Source organism: Pseudomonas sp. IPO3774 (assembly GCF_013386835.1).
Taxonomy (GTDB): Bacteria; Pseudomonadota; Gammaproteobacteria; order Pseudomonadales; family Pseudomonadaceae; genus Aquipseudomonas.
The window spans coordinates 190,769-206,967 of the sequence record NZ_JACAQY010000014.1 but is presented as its reverse complement, the minus strand read 5'-3'; the positions used below and the strand labels follow the sequence as shown (position 1 = coordinate 206,967).

General features: G+C 54.1%; 13 protein-coding genes. All 13 read right to left on the bottom strand.

Translation table 11 applies throughout. The features are described from left to right. Window positions 1-14 precede the first annotated feature (14 nt). Window positions 15-995: a glycosyltransferase gene (locus tag HYE77_RS32570; RefSeq protein ID WP_238544257.1), complete on the bottom strand. Its 981-nt coding sequence runs from the start codon at window positions 993-995 to the stop codon at window positions 15-17. Between the two features lie 81 nt (window positions 996-1,076). After that, complete coding sequence (locus tag HYE77_RS09410) at window positions 1,077-1,991, bottom strand: GDP-mannose 4,6-dehydratase (protein WP_008437699.1); 915 nt, start codon at window positions 1,989-1,991, stop codon at window positions 1,077-1,079. Continuing rightward, a complete protein-coding gene (gene gmd, locus HYE77_RS09405; protein ID WP_177068717.1) occupies window positions 1,975-3,012 on the bottom strand; it encodes a GDP-mannose 4,6-dehydratase in 1,038 nt (345 codons plus the stop codon). The genes HYE77_RS09410 and gmd overlap by 17 nt, the downstream gene beginning before the upstream one ends. A gap of 26 nt (window positions 3,013-3,038) precedes the next feature. Next, window positions 3,039-4,487, bottom strand: a complete 1,449-nt coding sequence (locus HYE77_RS09400) for a mannose-1-phosphate guanylyltransferase/mannose-6-phosphate isomerase (protein WP_008437697.1) — start codon at window positions 4,485-4,487, stop codon at window positions 3,039-3,041. Then, window positions 4,484-5,749, bottom strand: a complete 1,266-nt coding sequence (gene wecC / locus HYE77_RS09395) for a UDP-N-acetyl-D-mannosamine dehydrogenase (RefSeq protein ID WP_008437696.1) — start codon at window positions 5,747-5,749, stop codon at window positions 4,484-4,486. The genes HYE77_RS09400 and wecC overlap by 4 nt, the downstream gene beginning before the upstream one ends. A gap of 9 nt (window positions 5,750-5,758) precedes the next feature. Then, window positions 5,759-6,889 (bottom strand): non-hydrolyzing UDP-N-acetylglucosamine 2-epimerase, encoded by a 1,131-nt coding sequence (gene wecB / locus HYE77_RS09390; protein ID WP_008437695.1) that lies wholly within the window; start codon window positions 6,887-6,889, stop codon window positions 5,759-5,761. A 786-nt stretch (window positions 6,890-7,675) separates the two neighbouring features. Then, a complete protein-coding gene (locus HYE77_RS09385) occupies window positions 7,676-9,046 on the bottom strand; it encodes a Wzz/FepE/Etk N-terminal domain-containing protein (protein WP_174717776.1) in 1,371 nt (456 codons plus the stop codon). Between the two features lie 387 nt (window positions 9,047-9,433). Continuing rightward, complete coding sequence (locus HYE77_RS09380) at window positions 9,434-9,679, bottom strand: lipopolysaccharide assembly protein LapA domain-containing protein (protein ID WP_008437692.1); 246 nt, start codon at window positions 9,677-9,679, stop codon at window positions 9,434-9,436. 24 nt (window positions 9,680-9,703) lie between these two features. Continuing rightward, on the bottom strand, window positions 9,704-10,000 hold the full coding sequence (ihfB, locus tag HYE77_RS09375; RefSeq protein WP_008437689.1) for an integration host factor subunit beta: 297 nt from the start codon (window positions 9,998-10,000) through the stop codon (window positions 9,704-9,706). A 339-nt stretch (window positions 10,001-10,339) separates the two neighbouring features. Continuing rightward, window positions 10,340-12,034, bottom strand: a complete 1,695-nt coding sequence (rpsA, locus tag HYE77_RS09370) for a 30S ribosomal protein S1 (RefSeq protein ID WP_003218806.1) — start codon at window positions 12,032-12,034, stop codon at window positions 10,340-10,342. A gap of 119 nt (window positions 12,035-12,153) precedes the next feature. After that, window positions 12,154-12,843 (bottom strand): (d)CMP kinase, encoded by a 690-nt coding sequence (cmk, locus tag HYE77_RS09365; RefSeq protein WP_003172653.1) that lies wholly within the window; start codon window positions 12,841-12,843, stop codon window positions 12,154-12,156. After that, on the bottom strand, window positions 12,840-15,050 hold the full coding sequence (locus HYE77_RS09360) for a bifunctional prephenate dehydrogenase/3-phosphoshikimate 1-carboxyvinyltransferase (protein ID WP_256347164.1): 2,211 nt from the start codon (window positions 15,048-15,050) through the stop codon (window positions 12,840-12,842). The genes cmk and HYE77_RS09360 overlap by 4 nt, the downstream gene beginning before the upstream one ends. A 28-nt stretch (window positions 15,051-15,078) precedes the next feature. Next, window positions 15,079-16,191: a histidinol-phosphate transaminase gene (hisC, locus tag HYE77_RS09355; RefSeq protein ID WP_008437685.1), complete on the bottom strand. Its 1,113-nt coding sequence runs from the start codon at window positions 16,189-16,191 to the stop codon at window positions 15,079-15,081. Window positions 16,192-16,199 lie beyond the last annotated feature (8 nt).

Sequence of the window (16,199 nt, the reverse complement as noted above, 5' to 3'; positions counted from 1 at the left end):
AACGACGCTCTCATTTATTTCACCGGTGATAAGGAATCCAGAACACTCTTAAGCGCCACACGACGGGCCGCGATGGAATAATTCGAGGAAATCCACTGATGCCTGGCTTTGGCGTCTTCAGCACAAACCGGTGTCGCCACAACTGCCGCCATGGCCGCTGCAATTTCCTCCTGGCTATCTGGCTGAACCCAGTAAGCGAAGTCGCCTGCGACTTCCGGCACCGCGCCCCGTGGCGAGGTGATTACCCGCGCGCCACACGCCAGCGCTTCGCCGATCGCATGTCCAAAACCTTCATAGAGTGTCGGTTGAACATAAGCCAGGCAATTCCTGTAATGATGCAATTTCTCCTCATCGGAAATCATCCCGACAAACTCCACCTTGTCTGCTACACCCAGGCGCTGCGCCAAATCTTTTAGTTCCTGCAGGTAATCGCCGTGCTTACCAGCAACGACAAGTCGAAGATGACTTGAATGAGACGAAACTTTTGCGAACGCTTCTATCGTCGGAATGAGTCCCTTACGAATGGCGTTTGTACGACTTGTCCAGGTCACTGTAAAAAAATAATCCGATTCGACCGCTGAAAGCTCGCCAGGAGAATAGTAATCCGTATCAATCGCCAGCGTCGCGTACACCGGGTTCCTAACCGGCAGGTTAGATGTAACCTCTTCACACTCGGAGCGTGAGATAAACAAGTTTCGATCGGCTAATAACAACGAGGTGCGCAGTACCGCCTTCTGCCATAATGGGCGATCCAGATAGCAAAGACCCGGAATTTCCTTCCTGCAGGTGGAGTAGTCAAAAGCGCCAGTTACGATCACCGGACGACGACGTAGCTTTCCGGCGAGCAACGGAAATGGTGAATGCCCCCACCACCAGCAAAAATAGAGATCGGCCTTCCAATCTAGAGTGCCCGGCGTCCCAGACAGAACGACTTCGTGTCCGAGCTCCTTGAGAATTCGAATATCAACCCGATAAAACTCAACTTTATCAAACATCTCGCGCCAATTAGCGTGAGCGGACATATTAGCAAAAAAACATATACGCACAGTGCACCAACCCGTTACTTGCCAACCGTATTAAACACGTGCCTTCTGCTGATACATTGACAGCAATGTATCGTGCAAACTAGGCACATTAATTTCACCTACCACATCAAAGAGCTTGGCCGGACTACCATAAAGCTCTTTAACTTCATCTTCCCTGACAAAGGCAGGATCAACTGTTATCGTTGGCCGATAACCTGCAATCTGTTCCATTTCATCAATCACGCTCAGTAAGGAAATGCTGCGCCCCGAGCAGATATTTATAAACTCACCACGTTGATTGGACGTCAACAGCCTTGAATAGGCCTCCACCACAAAACCGACATCAGACAAGTCGCGGGATACATCCAGATTGCCCAATCTGAGCTCCTTTTCTCCACGGGCAAATGCGCCCACGATCTTGGAGAAAACGAATGACTCCGACTGGCCGGGTCCAGTGTAATTGAATGGCCGTACCACCAATATAGGCATACGAGAAAACCACTTGCGGACAAGGGCCTCCATCGTCAGCTTGCTCAGTGCGTAATGATTAACGGGCTGCGGTTCACTGCTTTCTGAAATGGGCGATGAAATAGCGTTCCCGTAAATGTTTGCACTGCTCGCAATGATGATTTTTTCAACGACCACCTCAGCCTCCTTAATCGCATTAAGAAGGCTTTCTGTACCCAATACATTGACTCGGTAATATGACAAGGCATCGCTGCTGGTGACATGCGCCAGCGCGGCCAAGTGAATAACATGGGTGGGCTGAACCTGTTTTATCCAACCACTGAGTCGCGCCGTGTCATTCAGGTCCGCATCCAAGTGGTCAAACTCACAGGCCAGGCGCTCCCCACCAAGGCCGGCAACCCGCCAGCCGGCCTTGGTGAGGCTTTGCGCCAAATGCTTTCCAGTAAAACCCGAGAGCCCTGTAATCAGTACTGTCCGATCTTTACTTTGAAGTGCCATTGCGAACCCTTCTCAAGTCAGCTTCAACCATCAGCTGGCACAGTTGCTCCAGCGTCGTTTCTGGTTTCCAGCCTAACCGCTCTTTTGCAAACGAAGCGTCGCCAATCAACAACTCGACTTCCGCGGGTCGATAGAAGCGTGGGTTAACTTTTACCCGGGTGATGCCGGTACGACGGTCAACGCCGAATTCGTTCTCGCCACTTCCAGACCAATCGATATCAACCCCTACGGCCTTGAAGCTCATGGCAACAAAATCACGAACGGTTTCAGTACGGTTAGTAGCAAGCACAAATGTTTCCGGTGTGTCGATCTGCAACATCCGGTGCATGCCATCTACATACTCTTTAGCGAAACCCCAGTCTCGCTTGGCATCCATGTTTCCGAGTTCCAGCACTTGCTGCTCGCCCATTTCGATACTGGCTACAGCATCGGTAATTTTACGAGTAACAAACTCTTTTCCTCGCAGCGGAGACTCATGATTGAACAGAATGCCGCTGGTGGCAAAAATATCATATGATTCGCGATAGTTGATGGTTGTCCAATGCGCAAACAACTTCGCAACACCATAAGGGCTGCGTGGGTAGAAAGGCGTGCTTTCAGATTGAGGAACAGCCTGTACCAGCCCAAACATTTCAGATGTCGAAGCTTGATAGAAACGAATCTTCGGATTTACTATTCGGATCGCTTCGAGCAAATTAAGCGCACCGACTCCGGTAATCTGCGCGGTAGTAATTGGCTGATCGAAGGAAACGCCTACGAAGCTTTGAGCCGCCAGGTTATAAACCTCGTCCGGGGCGCAATTCTGAATTAAACGAATAGTTCCGGAGAGATCAGTCAAATCAAATTCGACAAGATGAAGATCATCATGCCCAAAAACATCAAGTTCCTCTAATCGCCAGAAACTTACAGAACTTGTGCGGCGATAGGCGCCATAGACCTTATAACCCTTGGACAGCAGCAGTTCGACAAGGTAAGCCCCATCCTGACCTGTAACACCAGTAACCAGCGCATGCTTCTGCATCTGTACAACTCCTAAAAATTTAAGCCTTAAACACGTCCATAGGTATCGTCAAATCGAACAATATCATCCTCACCCAAGTACGTTCCCGACTGCACCTCTATGATCTCAAGAGGAATGGTGCCAGGATTGGAAAGGCGATGAACATGGCCAATAGGGATATATGTACTCTGGTTTTCGTTCAGCTGGAAAACACGATCTTCACAGGTGACTTCAGCGGTGCCAGACACAACAATCCAATGCTCCGCCCGATGGTAATGCTTCTGCAAACTCAAGGTTGCTTTCGGCTTCACCAATATCCGCTTCACCTGAAAGCGTGAGCCCGAATCTATGCTGTCGTACCAGCCCCACGGGCGATGAACACGACGATGAAGCTTTGATTCTGGCCTGGCCTTGATATTCAACGCTTCGACAATAGCCTTCACACCCTGGCTACGATCTTTATCCGCAACCAATACGGCATCAGGCGTTTCGACGATAACAATATTTTCAAGCCCCACGGCCGTTACCAAACGGTGAGAGGCGTAAACCAATGTATTGGAGCTGGAGTCTATTATTACGTCGCCATGGGTAGCGTTTTGTTTTTCGTCCTTTTCACTCGAACGCCAAACAGCATCCCATGCTCCCAGGTCAGACCAACCGGCATCCATCGTGAGCATTTTCAACGTCAGGCCAGCTGAAGGCGTTTTCGCGCAATGCTCGATCACGGCATAGTCAATCGACTCAGGCGGTATCAGGGAAAACGCGTCAAGTTGTGGTCGAATAAACCCATTATCTTCAACTCGGCCCTTCCACGCGGCCTCAGTGGCATCGAAGATGTCACTTCTGAACGCGCCCAGTGCTTTCAACCAGACTGACGCGCGCAGCACAAAAATACCGCTATTCCAGAAATAGCTTCCATCTTCCAGGTATTTTTCTGCGGTTGTCCGCTCAGGCTTTTCAACAAACGCATCCACCCTCTTGACGGTAGAGGGATCTGCCGAGTGGATATAACCATAACCCGTCTCAGGGCGATCAGGCGTAATCCCCAAGATCACAATGCTGCCGTCTTTCGCAACATCGACCGCTTTACTGACCGTGTCAGTAAAAGCTTGAATATCGAGAATCATCTGGTCGGCCGGGACAACGACCAGAACCGGGTCAATCTCCTCTCCCACCTCATCGCGCGCATAAAGCGCCGCCAACGTAAGCGCAGGGGCCGTATTGCGTCCTACCGGTTCAAGAATGACAACAGCTTTAGAAACGTTCATTTCCCGGATCTGGTCGAGACACAGGAAACGATGCTCATCGTTGGCAACGATGCATGGAGCCAATAAATCCGAGCCTTGACCGTCAATCTTCAACAGTCGGGCAATCGCCTGCTGAAACAACGTCTCCCGCCCCGAAATTGCCAGAAACTGCTTCGGGTAAAGAGTTCTGCTAAGCGGCCAGAGTCTCGTTCCCGAGCCTCCAGACATAATAACCGGAAGAATTTTCATACAAGCCAGATTCCCCGGGTATCAACAATCCGGCGACCCTCGAGAAGTGAAGAAGAAACACTTTTGAATGGCTTGTGATCCACCAGTAACAACAAGACATCCGCGCGCTCAAACGCTTCTTCTATTGTGCACAACTCAGCGTTCGGCAACGTCGCAGGCAGAGAATCAATATTAGGTTCTACGACAATAACCTTCCCGGCGTGCCGGCTTGAGATATTTTTCGTAATTTCCAGAGATGGACTTTCCCGCAGGTCATCAATATCAGGTTTGAATGCCAGGCCGAAGCACGCGATAACAATGTCTTTTTCCGACTTCCCGGGGTGACTCGACAGATGATCGGCCACAGCAGCATCAACTTTCTCCATAACCCACGACGGTTTTGAGTCATTGACTTCGCGTGCAGTTTGGATCAGTTTCGCCTGGCCTTCAGCCTGACTCACGATGAACCAAGGGTCGACGGCGATGCAATGCCCACCCACGCCAGGTCCTGGTTGGAGGATATTGACGCGAGGGTGCCGGTTGGCGAGCTTGATAAGCTCCCACACATCGACATCGAACTTATCGCATATCATCGACAATTCGTTCGCGAAGGCAATATTCACATCGCGAAAGCTGTTCTCGGTCAACTTGCACATTTCTGCTGTTCGGGCGTTGGTGATAATGCACTCGCCCTCCACAAACAATTTGTACAGACGTGTGGCGGCTTCTGAGCACTTGGGTGTCATCCCGCCGATGACGCGATCATTCTGTACCAACTCGCGCAACACGTGACCGGGAAGCACGCGCTCAGGGCAGTGAGCCACGCGAATGTCCGACGCCTCGCCATGGGTCTGCGGGAACGTCAGGTCAGGGCGTGCTTCAGCCAGCCATGCCGACATCTTTTCAGTCGCACCCACGGGAGAAGTGGACTCGAGGATGACCAGATCACCCTTTTTCAATACTGGCGCAATGGATTTGCTTGCGGACTCAATGTAAGAAAGGTCCGGAGCATGACCATCCTTGAAAGGAGTGGGCACCGCAATCAAGAAGGCGTCCGCCGGCTCAGGTCGTGTACTGGCGCGCAGATACCCCTCGGTCACGGCCGCGTGCACGACTATGTCCAAATCAGGCTCAACGATATGAATCTGTCCGCCGTTGATCGTATCGACGGCCTTTTGATTAACGTCGACACCAATGACCTTTAACTTTCGCGCAGCAAAAACGGCTGCGGTTGGCAAACCTATATAGCCCAAACCAATTACAGAAATAGTGGAAAAATCCATGACCAAACCTTAATTTTTGAAAGTGGCTAGAGCATTAACAATACGCATGCAGGCGTGACCGTCACCATAAGGATTATGAGCAACGCTCATCTCCTCGTAAGCCTTTTGATCAAGTAAAAGCTCACGCAAGTGGTGAACTATCTTGTCCTTCTCTGTACCGACCAATCTGACGGTACCCGCCTCAATCGCCTCAGGCCGCTCGGTAGTGTCCCGCATGACCAGCACGGGCTTGCCCAAAGAAGGTGCCTCTTCCTGCACACCACCGGAGTCCGTCAGAATCAAGTACGACCGATTCATCAAATAGACAAAAGGTAGATAATCCAATGGTTCGATGAGGTGAATATTTTTTATACCAGCCAACAAACGGTTGACCGGTTCACGGACATTTGGATTCAAATGAACGGGGTACACGATCTCCACGTCATCAAACTCATGGGCAATCGAAGCCAACGAACTGCAGATCCTTTCGAATCCATCGCCGAAGCTTTCACGCCGATGCCCTGTCACAAGGATGACGCGGCGTTGAGCAGGTAAAAATGCGAACTGCTCGGAGAACTTCTGTTTTAACTGGTCATTGGTCTCGAGCTTCTGTACGACCTCAAGCAGAGCGTCGATTACAGTATTCCCAGTCACATGAATCGCGTCAGGTGACACCCCTTCACGCAGTAAATTCTGTTGCGATCGTTCAGTAGGAGCGAAGTGAAGAAGCGCGAGTGCTCCCGTCAACTTTCGATTGGCCTCTTCCGGCCAGGGAGAATATAAATTTCCGGTGCGAAGCCCAGCTTCGATATGAGCCACAGGAATTTGCTGATAGTACGCCGCCAATGTAGTTGCAAAGGTCGTAGCGGTATCACCATGCACCAAGACAATATCCGGCCGATAAGTCCGGAAGACCTCTTTCATTCCCTGAAGAATACCAGTTGTCACGTCGGTAAGGTCTTGACCCGACTTCATGATATTAAGATCAAAGTCAGGTTCAAGTTTAAATAACTCTAACACTTGATCCAGCATTTCACGGTGTTGACCCGTGACGCAGATTTTGGCCTCAAAACGCTCATCTGCATTCAACGCTAAAGCTAATGGAGCCATTTTTATAGCTTCCGGTCGCGTACCGAAAACACTCAAGATCTTTAAAGTCATTAGATTACCAACGATTCCATATCATTATTTAGTCAGAGAATCAGTCTGGAAACCAGCAACGCTGCCATGCCCCTGCCTGACCTACCGATTACGCGCAAGCGAGTTTTCGCCGCTCCAACTGCAACCGCCTCTGCTTTGCAGCGCAGCATATCATCAACAAGCGTGCCAACATAACGCCTGGCTGGCTCAACCACACGCCCCATGAGACCCCATCATCCCCCACTCAGTTCAGGACAGGACAACGTTTTACCGCACCATTGCGGTGAGTCGCTTCACCGCAATGGTGCGTCGCAACCTCTCATTGAAATTGGGCTTTTGGTTATTGCCCCACAGGAACCCGACTTATCCGAGATCGCAATTGGGCCCACGCCCGACTGTGCCATGCAGCTCGTTGCTAATCGCCAGCGCACTCTGCACGACCGACCTGGCCGAACGGGACGCCCTTATCAAATTCCGAACCAATACTAGCCATAAGCCATTAACCTGGAGACCGCACATAAAAATCCACATCAAACCGTATTAGGCGGTGCACCATCAACTATTAAACCAACAATACAAACCTGTGCAGGACGCTTGACGCCCGCACAAGTAAACAAAGATCAAATGCCGAAACGCCATGAAGACTCGACGCAAAGTCTTAGTAACTTTTGATAGCCGAGAAACCACCCAGGAATGCCCCTCGGCGGTTCACAGTTGCGCAAGCACGTAATGCAGGTTCCGTATGAAAGCAAGAAATACGGCCCCGAGGGGAAAACGCGTGAAGCCAAAAGCTTCACGGCCTTGGAGTTATTTTCGGTTTAACTTATTGCCAGGCTCTTGTTGCCGATCCAACTGAGCGACCGAATGGAGAAGTGAGCCTGCCGGCTCGTGCCCATCGCGTTCTGCATTGTCGCGAACAGCACGTAACCCCTGCCTGACCAACGCAATACCAATCGCGACAATCGCCCCCAGGAGCAGGCCAAGAAAAATGATCAATGGACGATTCGGACTCGACGGAACCAACGGCTCAAGGGCCTGCTGGTCAATACTCACCAGCCGCAGCTTCGCCAGGTCGATATTCAGGCTACTCAAACGGAAAATTTCTGTTCTCAACGGTTGAACGCCCGCAAGAAAGATATCTTCATTTTTTCGAGCATCCAGGACCTCAATCTCTCGGTTGGATGCGAGCAACTGAAGTTCCTTGGCGATTTGAGCGATGCGCGACTCGGTAAAATCATCCGACTTGCGTGACTGCAATGCAGCAAGCTCAGCCTTAAGCGCATCTACCCCCATAAAATAAAGTGGGATCTGCTGGTTGTTCACCTCCGTACGCATCACGCTACCAGCGTTCGTCACGGCCGATTCACCAAGTGAAGAAGGCGTAGCCGGCTTTTGAATGCCCAGGGAACGGGCAATCCCTATAGCCTCATTCAGCTGAGCAATACGGTCGCTACGCAAGGTTTTCAACTGAGAACGCAGCGCCTTCAACTCATCCTGCAATTGCGCGCGTTTCAACGAGTCAGCTTCTCGCAATGACGCTATTTTGGCTTCTTTTTCAATATCGTAGTTTGAGCGAGCCGAATCGAGCTTGCCTTTAAGCTCCCTCAAACGGTTTTTAACGATCACATTCAAATCAGCCGTGACGCGTTCGCGCTCACTTTCGATAGCGTAGTCGACAAAGCCATTAAGAATAGAGACGCCGTCGACGCCTTTCGGATACATCATCTCGAGCTTGATGTAGGAACTCAGCGAGTTTTTCTTATCTGCATCAGGAAGAATCAAACGAATAGAGTCATGATTGAACTCCTGAAAACTCTGCTCCAGAGTCTGCCCAGGACGAACAAATTTCTCGAAAAGCTTCTGATTTTTCTTGAAATAGCTCAGGCGCGTATCATAAGAGTCGAGCGCTGCGCCCACTTTGAGGAGCGCGTCAGCCGGAGGAAGCTGATATATCTCTGATCGATTTAGCGCATCCAAATCATTAATCGCCGCAGGCCGCAAAACCGTGCTGACCTTATATACAGGGGCAGCTAAAAATGCGTAGGACGCCGCAATCAATCCCGCCCCGAGAGTGACGAAAAGCAGAAGTTTTTTTTGTTGCCAGACAGACGCGAAAAGTCGCACAAAATCAATTTCGTCGGACGATCGAACCGGGGGAGCACGGAAGCTACTACTCACAACAAAAACCTGCCTTCAAAGAGAAACTGCGGGCTCGTTATGCAGACAAGATTGTGTATTTTTATTTTAGTTATATGGCCGAAAAAACCCAGCGTCGCTGCCGGACTTTAGCGCACAAAATGCCTGTTATCGAGAACAGATTCCATTTTGCCATCTCACTGACATATTACAAGTCTTGACATATCTGTAGGAGTCTTCCTACACAGATAGGGGCAACCCTTATATAGGCCGTCCGAAAAGGGCAGAAAAGCAAATTTCGTAGCCGCGAAACAATAGTCAGTGGTATCGCCGGACTTACCACATGCCGATCACTCGACGTAACCGATGCGCACCGCACCAGAAAAATCCGACGAACGGCTCGCGAGTGACACAATAACCATTGAGCCTCTACCCACGCCTTGCGGGCATGGACTTTTGACGTCGGCCCCACCCAACGATGACACTAAACAGTGGTCCCAGCAGCATTCCAATTATCAAGGCCACGACCACAAACACCGACACCGGCATCTGCCCGGTCACCCAGCCCAGGAATGAAAGAGACGCGCCCTGCTGGTTTTCCAGCACGAACCCCAACACTGCCAGCACGACAATTAGCATAGCCAGCACCAGAACAACGCGCTTAACCCCACGCATAACCTTCTCCTACCCCAAAAACACTCAGACGCTTTCTTCTTCGTCTTCGTTCACCCGATCGCGCAATTCCTTGCCCGGCTTGAAATGAGGCACGAACTTGCCGTCAAGGCTGACGGACTGCCCGGTTTTTGGGTTGCGACCCACACGAGGCGCACGATAGTGCAGCGAGAAGCTACCAAACCCACGAATTTCAATCCGATCGCCGGTAGCCAGACATTGGGACATCTGCTCAAGCATGGTCTTGATGGCCAGCTCCACATCCTTGGATGAGAGCAGCCCTTGATGGGTGACAATTCGTTCGATCAACTCCGACTTCGTCATATTTTTCCCTTCTTTTTCAAGCAGCTAGGAAAAGCGCTTCGAAGGTTTTAGCATGACCGGAGGAATTTGAACAGCCCAAGTATTGACTTATATTCAAAGAGTTGGGGCGTAACTCGATGAGAGTTGGCATTGCGCCGCACGGCCGCTAGCCGCCGCTCAGCTTCACTGAAGCCACTCCACGGCGATCACTGCCAGATAGAGCCTGCAGGAGCCGATGCGCTGCCAGCGTGACCACAGCGCTCCACCTGCAGAACACCAAGGCGACGTTGCGCACAACACTAAATCCCAGGCACAAAAAAGGGCGACCGAAGTCGCCCTTTTTCTATGGTCTGACAGAACTTAGTTCTGCTTTTCCATTTGTGCACGCAGCAGGTCGCCCAGAGTGGTAGGACCAGCAGAAGGCTCAGAGGTAGCTGGCTTGTCGCGCAGGCTCTGGATGGCTTCTTTCTCTTCAGCATCGTCTTTCGACTTGATGGAGAGCTGGATTACGCGGCTCTTGCGGTCAACGCTGATGATCTTGGCTTCTACTTCTTCGCCTTCTTTCAGAACGTTGCGCGCGTCTTCAACGCGGTCACGGCTGATTTCGGAGGCTTTCAGAGTCGCTTCGATATCGTCGGCCAGAGTGATGATGGCGCCTTTAGCGTCAACTTCCTTCACGATGCCTTTAACGATTGCGCCTTTGTCGTTCTCTTGAACGTACTCGGAGAACGGATCGCTTTCCAGTTGCTTGATACCCAGGGAGATGCGCTCGCGCTCTGGGTCAACCGACAGGATAACGGTGTCCAGCTCGTCGCCCTTCTTGAAACGACGAACAGCTTCTTCGCCAACTTCGTTCCAGGAGATGTCGGACAGGTGAACCAGACCGTCGATGCCGCCGTCCAGACCAATGAAGATACCGAAATCGGTGATCGACTTGATGGTGCCGGAGATTTTATCGCCCTTGTTGAACTGGCCAGAGAAATCTTCCCATGGGTTAGATTTGCACTGCTTGATGCCGAGGGAGATACGACGACGCTCTTCGTCGATGTCCAGAACCATAACTTCCACTTCGTCGCCGACTTGTACGACTTTCGAAGGGTGGATGTTCTTGTTGGTCCAGTCCATTTCGGAAACGTGTACCAGGCCTTCCACGCCTTCTTCCAGCTCTGCGAAGCAGCCGTAGTCGGTCAGGTTGGTAACACGCGCGGTGACGCGAGTGCTTTCTGGGTAACGAGCCTTGATAGCGACCCATGGATCTTCGCCCAGCTGCTTCAAGCCCAGGGAGACACGGTTGCGCTCACGATCGTACTTCAGAACCTTGACATCGATCTCGTCGCCAACGTTGACGATTTCCGATGGATGCTTGATACGCTTCCAAGCCATGTCGGTAATGTGCAGCAGGCCATCGACGCCACCCAGATCGACGAATGCGCCGTAATCGGTGAGGTTCTTGACGATACCTTTGACTTGTTGGCCTTCCTGCAGGGATTCCAGCAGAGCTTCACGCTCGGCGGAGTTCTCTGCTTCCAGGACGCTGCGACGGGAAACGACAACGTTGTTGCGCTTCTGGTCGAGCTTGATGACCTTGAATTCGAGTTCCTTGCCTTCCAGGTGCGTGGTGTCGCGCACAGGACGAACGTCGACCAAAGAACCTGGCAGGAACGCACGGATGCCGTTAACGTCGACAGTGAAGCCGCCTTTAACCTTACCGTTGATAACGCCCTTGACCACTTCTTCAGCTGCGAAGGCTGCTTCGAGAACAATCCAGCATTCAGCGCGCTTGGCTTTTTCACGGGACAGCTTGGTTTCACCGAAACCGTCTTCAACCGAGTCCAGAGCAACGTGAACTTCGTCACCGACATTGATAGTCAGGTCACCAGCATCGTTGTAGAACTGTTCCAGCGGGATCAGAGCTTCAGACTTCAGACCAGCGTGAACGGTTACCCAGCGAGCTTGGTAATCGATATCAACGATAACACCGGTGATGATGGAGCCTGCCTGAAGGTTCAGGGTTTTTAGGCTTTCTTCAAAGAGTTCCGCAAAGCTTTCGCTCATTTTAATTCCTGTTGATAAGGGCGAAGAATACGCCCATCTCCGCACCCCAGACGGTGTGGGTCAGTTTCAATTAAAAGAAGCACCACAGGACTATGACTGGTCCCCTGCGGCCTTCTTGGTCACCCGGCGATATCGCGAATGGCGATCTCACTCAAGATGCGTTCCAGCACCTGCTCGATGGACAACTCCGTGGAATCCAGCTGTATGGCGTCAGCCGCCGGCTTGAGCGGGGCTACCGCACGCTGGGTATCACGCTCATCGCGTGCACGGATCTCATCTAGCAGACTCGACAGACTAACACCATCGACTTTGCCCTTCAACTGCAAGTAACGGCGACGGGCCCGCTCCTCGGCGCTGGCCGTGAGGAAAATCTTCAGCGGCGCCTCGGGAAAGACCACCGTGCCCATGTCGCGGCCATCGGCCACCAGACCCGGCGGTTCCTGGAAAGCCCGCTGGCGCTGCAGCAAAGCATCGCGCACCGCCGGCAATGCGGCGACCTGGGAAGCCCAGGAGCCGACCTGCTCGTTGCGCAGGTCGTCGGTCACATCGTCCCCTTCCAGGATGATGCGCTGGGGATGACCTTCGGTCGCCCCGACGAACTGCACGTCAAGATGCGCAGCCAGCAACTTCAGCGATTCTTCGTTGGTCAGGTCGACGCCATGGTTGCGGGCGGCAAAGGCCAGCAAGCGGTACAGCGCCCCGGAATCCAGCAGGCACCAGCCCAGGCGCTTGGCCAGGATGCCGGCGATCGTGCCCTTGCCCGAGCCACTTGGCCCGTCGATGGTAATCACCGGTGCTTTGATATTCACAATTGAGCCTCTTGGGCAACACGGATGCCGACTTGGGCACACAGTGTAAGAAAATTCGGAAAAGACGTAGCCACGTTGGCGCAGTCATGGATACGAATCGGCGCAGCCGCTCGCAGGGAAGCCACGCTGAAGGCCATGGCAATCCGGTGATCGCCATGGGCGTGGACTTCACCACCGCCGATCACGCCACCATCGATGATAATCCCATCAGGTGTCGGTTCACACTTCACGCCCAGCGCAAGCAGACCGTCGGCCATGACCTGGATCCGGTCGGACTCCTTGACCCGCAGCTCCTCTGCCCCACGCAATACCGTCCGGCCTTCGGCGCACGCCGCAGCCACGAACAACACCGGGAACTCATCGATAGCCAGCGGGACCAGGGCTTCAGGAATCTCGATCCCCTTCAACGGCGCCGCACGAACACGCAAATCAGCGACCGGCTCACCACCCACTTCCCGTTGGTTTTCCAGGGTGATGTCAGCGCCCATCAGTCGCAGGATATCGATCACGCCGGTACGGGTCGGATTGATACCCACATGTTCAAGCAACAGCTCGGAGCCTTCGGCGATTGAAGCCGCCACCAGAAAGAACGCCGAGGAGGAAATATCCCCAGGCACCTCAATATGGGTCGCGGTCAACGCATGGCCCGACTCGACCGAAGCCGTAGCGCCCACCACGTCCACCGGATACCCAAAACCACGCAACATCCGCTCGGTATGGTCGCGGGTCGGCGCCGGTTCGGTAATCGAGGTTTTACCCTCGGCATACAACCCGGCCAACAACAGGCAGGACTTGACCTGAGCGCTGGCCATCGGCAATGCGTAGGTCAGGCCCTTGAGTGCCTGGCCGCCACGAATGGTCAGCGGCGGGCGCCCTTCCGGCCCGGTCTCGATCACCGCACCCATTTCGCGCAATGGCTTGGCGACGCGATTCATCGGGCGTTTGGACAGCGAGGCGTCACCCGTCAACACACTGTCGAAGCGCTGGGCCGCCAGCAAACCGGACAACAACCGCATGGAGGTGCCGGAGTTACCGAGATAGATCGGACCTGGCGCCGGCTTCAAGCCATGCAGGCCAACCCCGTGGATGGTGACGCGCCCATGGTGCGGGCCTTCAATCACCACGCCCATGTCGCGGAACGCCTGCAAGGTCGCCAGGGCGTCCTCACCCTCCAGAAAACCTTCGACTTCAGTGACACCGTCCGCCAGAGAACCGAGCATGATCGAGCGATGGGAAATCGATTTATCCCCAGGCACGCGGATCTGCCCGCTCAAGCGGCCACCGGGACTGGCGAGAAACACCAGGTCATCCGCGTTTACTGCAGCATCCATATAGGCCCGACGCGCCAGAATCTTGCTGAAATGCTCCCGTGCCACCCGCGCACGGGTGAACACGCCCAACAACTGGTGCCCGTCGCCAGCATCGACCGCGTCGCGCAAGGCGTCGAGGTCGCTGCGGAACGTGTCCAGGGTGCGCAACACCGCATCGCGGTTGGCAAGGAAGATGTCGTGCCACATCACCGGATCACTACCGGCGATCCGGGTAAAGTCGCGGAAACCACCGGCGGCGTAGCGGAAAATCTCGAGGTTCTCGTTGCGCTTGGCCAGCGAATCCACCAGGCCAAATGCGAGCAAATGCGGCAGATGGCTGGTCGCTGCCAGCACTTCATCGTGGCGCTCGACCTGCATATGCTCGACATCCGCCCCCAGCTCGCGCCAGAGCCGATCCACCACGGCCAGTGCCGCAGGATCGGTTTCATCCAGTGGTGTCAGAATCACTTTATGGCGACGGAACAGCTGCGCATTGGACGCCTCCACCCCGCTCTGCTCGGACCCGGCAATCGGATGCCCGGGCACAAACCGTGCAGGCATGCCACCAAAGGCCAGCCGCGCCGCACGCACCACATTGCCCTTGGCACTGCCGACATCGGTCAGGATTGCCTGGCCCAGATCCATGCCGGCCAACAGCGCCAGCAACTTCTCCATGGCCAGGATCGGCACCGCCAGCTGAATGACATCCGCGCCCTGGCAGGCTACAGCGAGGTCAGCCTCGCAACGGTCCACCACACCCAACTCCACCGCCAACTTGCGCGATTGCGGGTCCAGGTCCACACCGACCACTTCGCCACACAGGCCGCTTTCCCGCAGGCCCTTCGCAAAGGAGCCGCCGATCAATCCCAGACCGACCACCACCAGGCGACCGATCATAGGTACAGCAGGTTGCAATGCAGTGACATCAACCACGAGCCAGAACCTTGGCCAGCGCTTCGAGGAAGCGGCTGTTTTCAGCAGGCAGACCGATGGTGATGCGCAGGTGGTTCGGCATGCCGTAATTGGCCACCGGACGCACGATCACACCCTCGCGCAGCAAGCCCTGGAACACAGGAGCCGCCACTTGGCCGAGGTCGACGCAGATGAAGTTGCCCTTGGACGGAATCCAGCCCAGGCCCAGCTCACGGAAGCCTTCCTGCAATTGCAGCATGCCGCTTTCGTTGAGGCGACGGCCTTCTTCCAGGTACTCGGTGTCCTGCACCGCAGCGCAAGCCGCCGCCAGCGCGAGGCTGTTGACGTTGAATGGCTGGCGCACACGGTTCAACACATCGGCCACCACCGCAGTGGACAAGCCGTAACCGACCCGCAGCGACGCCAGGCCATAAGCCTTGGAGAACGTGCGCGAGACCAGCAGGTTCGGATAAGCCGCGAGGAAGTCCAGGCCGTCCGGCAAGTCGCTGCCTTCGGCGTACTCGATGTATGCCTCGTCCAGCACCACCAGTACATGCTCCGGCACGTCCTGCAGGAAGTTATCCAGCACCTCGGCGCTGAACCAGGTGCCGGTCGGGTTGTTCGGGTTGGCGATAAACACGACACGAGTATTGTCATCGATGGCCGCCAGCATGGCTGGCAGGTCATGACCCCAGTCTCTCGCAGGAATCACACGCGCCTCGGCGCCAACGGCCTGAGTGACGATCGGATAGACCGCAAACGCGTGCTCGCTGAACACCGCGTTCAGGCCCGGCGCCAGATAGGCGCGGCCGACCAGCTCCAGAATATCGTTGGAGCCGTTACCCAGGGTCACCTGGTTGATATCAACGCGGCAGTTTTTCGCCAGCAGGGACTTGAGCTCAAAGCCGTTACCATCGGGATAACGGGTCAGTTCGGCCAGCGCCTCACGAATCGCAGCCAGTACCTTGGGGCTTGGGCCCATCGGGTTTTCGTTACTGGCCAGCTTTACGATCTTCGACGGATCCAGGTTCAACTCGCGCGCCAACTCGTCCACAGGCTTGCCCGGAACGTAAGGCGACAGTTGTTGCACGCCCGGCTGTGCCAGGGCGAGGAAGTTGCCACTCATGTTAAAGC

Bases quoted from the DNA above. Each gene is read 5' to 3' on its own strand.
- HYE77_RS32570 (WP_238544257.1), bottom strand. From the start codon at position 995: ATGTTTGATAAAGTTGAGTTTTATCGGGTTGATATTCGAATTCTCAAG.
- HYE77_RS09410 (WP_008437699.1), bottom strand. From the start codon at position 1,991: ATGGCACTTCAAAGTAAAGATCGGACAGTACTGATTACAGGGCTCTCG.
- gmd (WP_177068717.1), bottom strand. From the start codon at position 3,012: ATGCAGAAGCATGCGCTGGTTACTGGTGTTACAGGTCAGGATGGGGCT.
- HYE77_RS09400 (WP_008437697.1), bottom strand. From the start codon at position 4,487: ATGAAAATTCTTCCGGTTATTATGTCTGGAGGCTCGGGAACGAGACTC.
- wecC (WP_008437696.1), bottom strand. From the start codon at position 5,749: ATGGATTTTTCCACTATTTCTGTAATTGGTTTGGGCTATATAGGTTTG.
- wecB (WP_008437695.1), bottom strand. From the start codon at position 6,889: ATGACTTTAAAGATCTTGAGTGTTTTCGGTACGCGACCGGAAGCTATA.
- HYE77_RS09380 (WP_008437692.1), bottom strand. From the start codon at position 9,679: ATGCGTGGGGTTAAGCGCGTTGTTCTGGTGCTGGCTATGCTAATTGTC.
- ihfB (WP_008437689.1), bottom strand. From the start codon at position 10,000: ATGACGAAGTCGGAGTTGATCGAACGAATTGTCACCCATCAAGGGCTG.
- rpsA (WP_003218806.1), bottom strand. From the start codon at position 12,034: ATGAGCGAAAGCTTTGCGGAACTCTTTGAAGAAAGCCTAAAAACCCTG.
- HYE77_RS09360 (WP_256347164.1), bottom strand. From the start codon at position 15,050: ATGATCGGTCGCCTGGTGGTGGTCGGTCTGGGATTGATCGGCGGCTCC.
- hisC (WP_008437685.1), bottom strand. From the start codon at position 16,191: ATGAGTGGCAACTTCCTCGCCCTGGCACAGCCGGGCGTGCAACAACTG.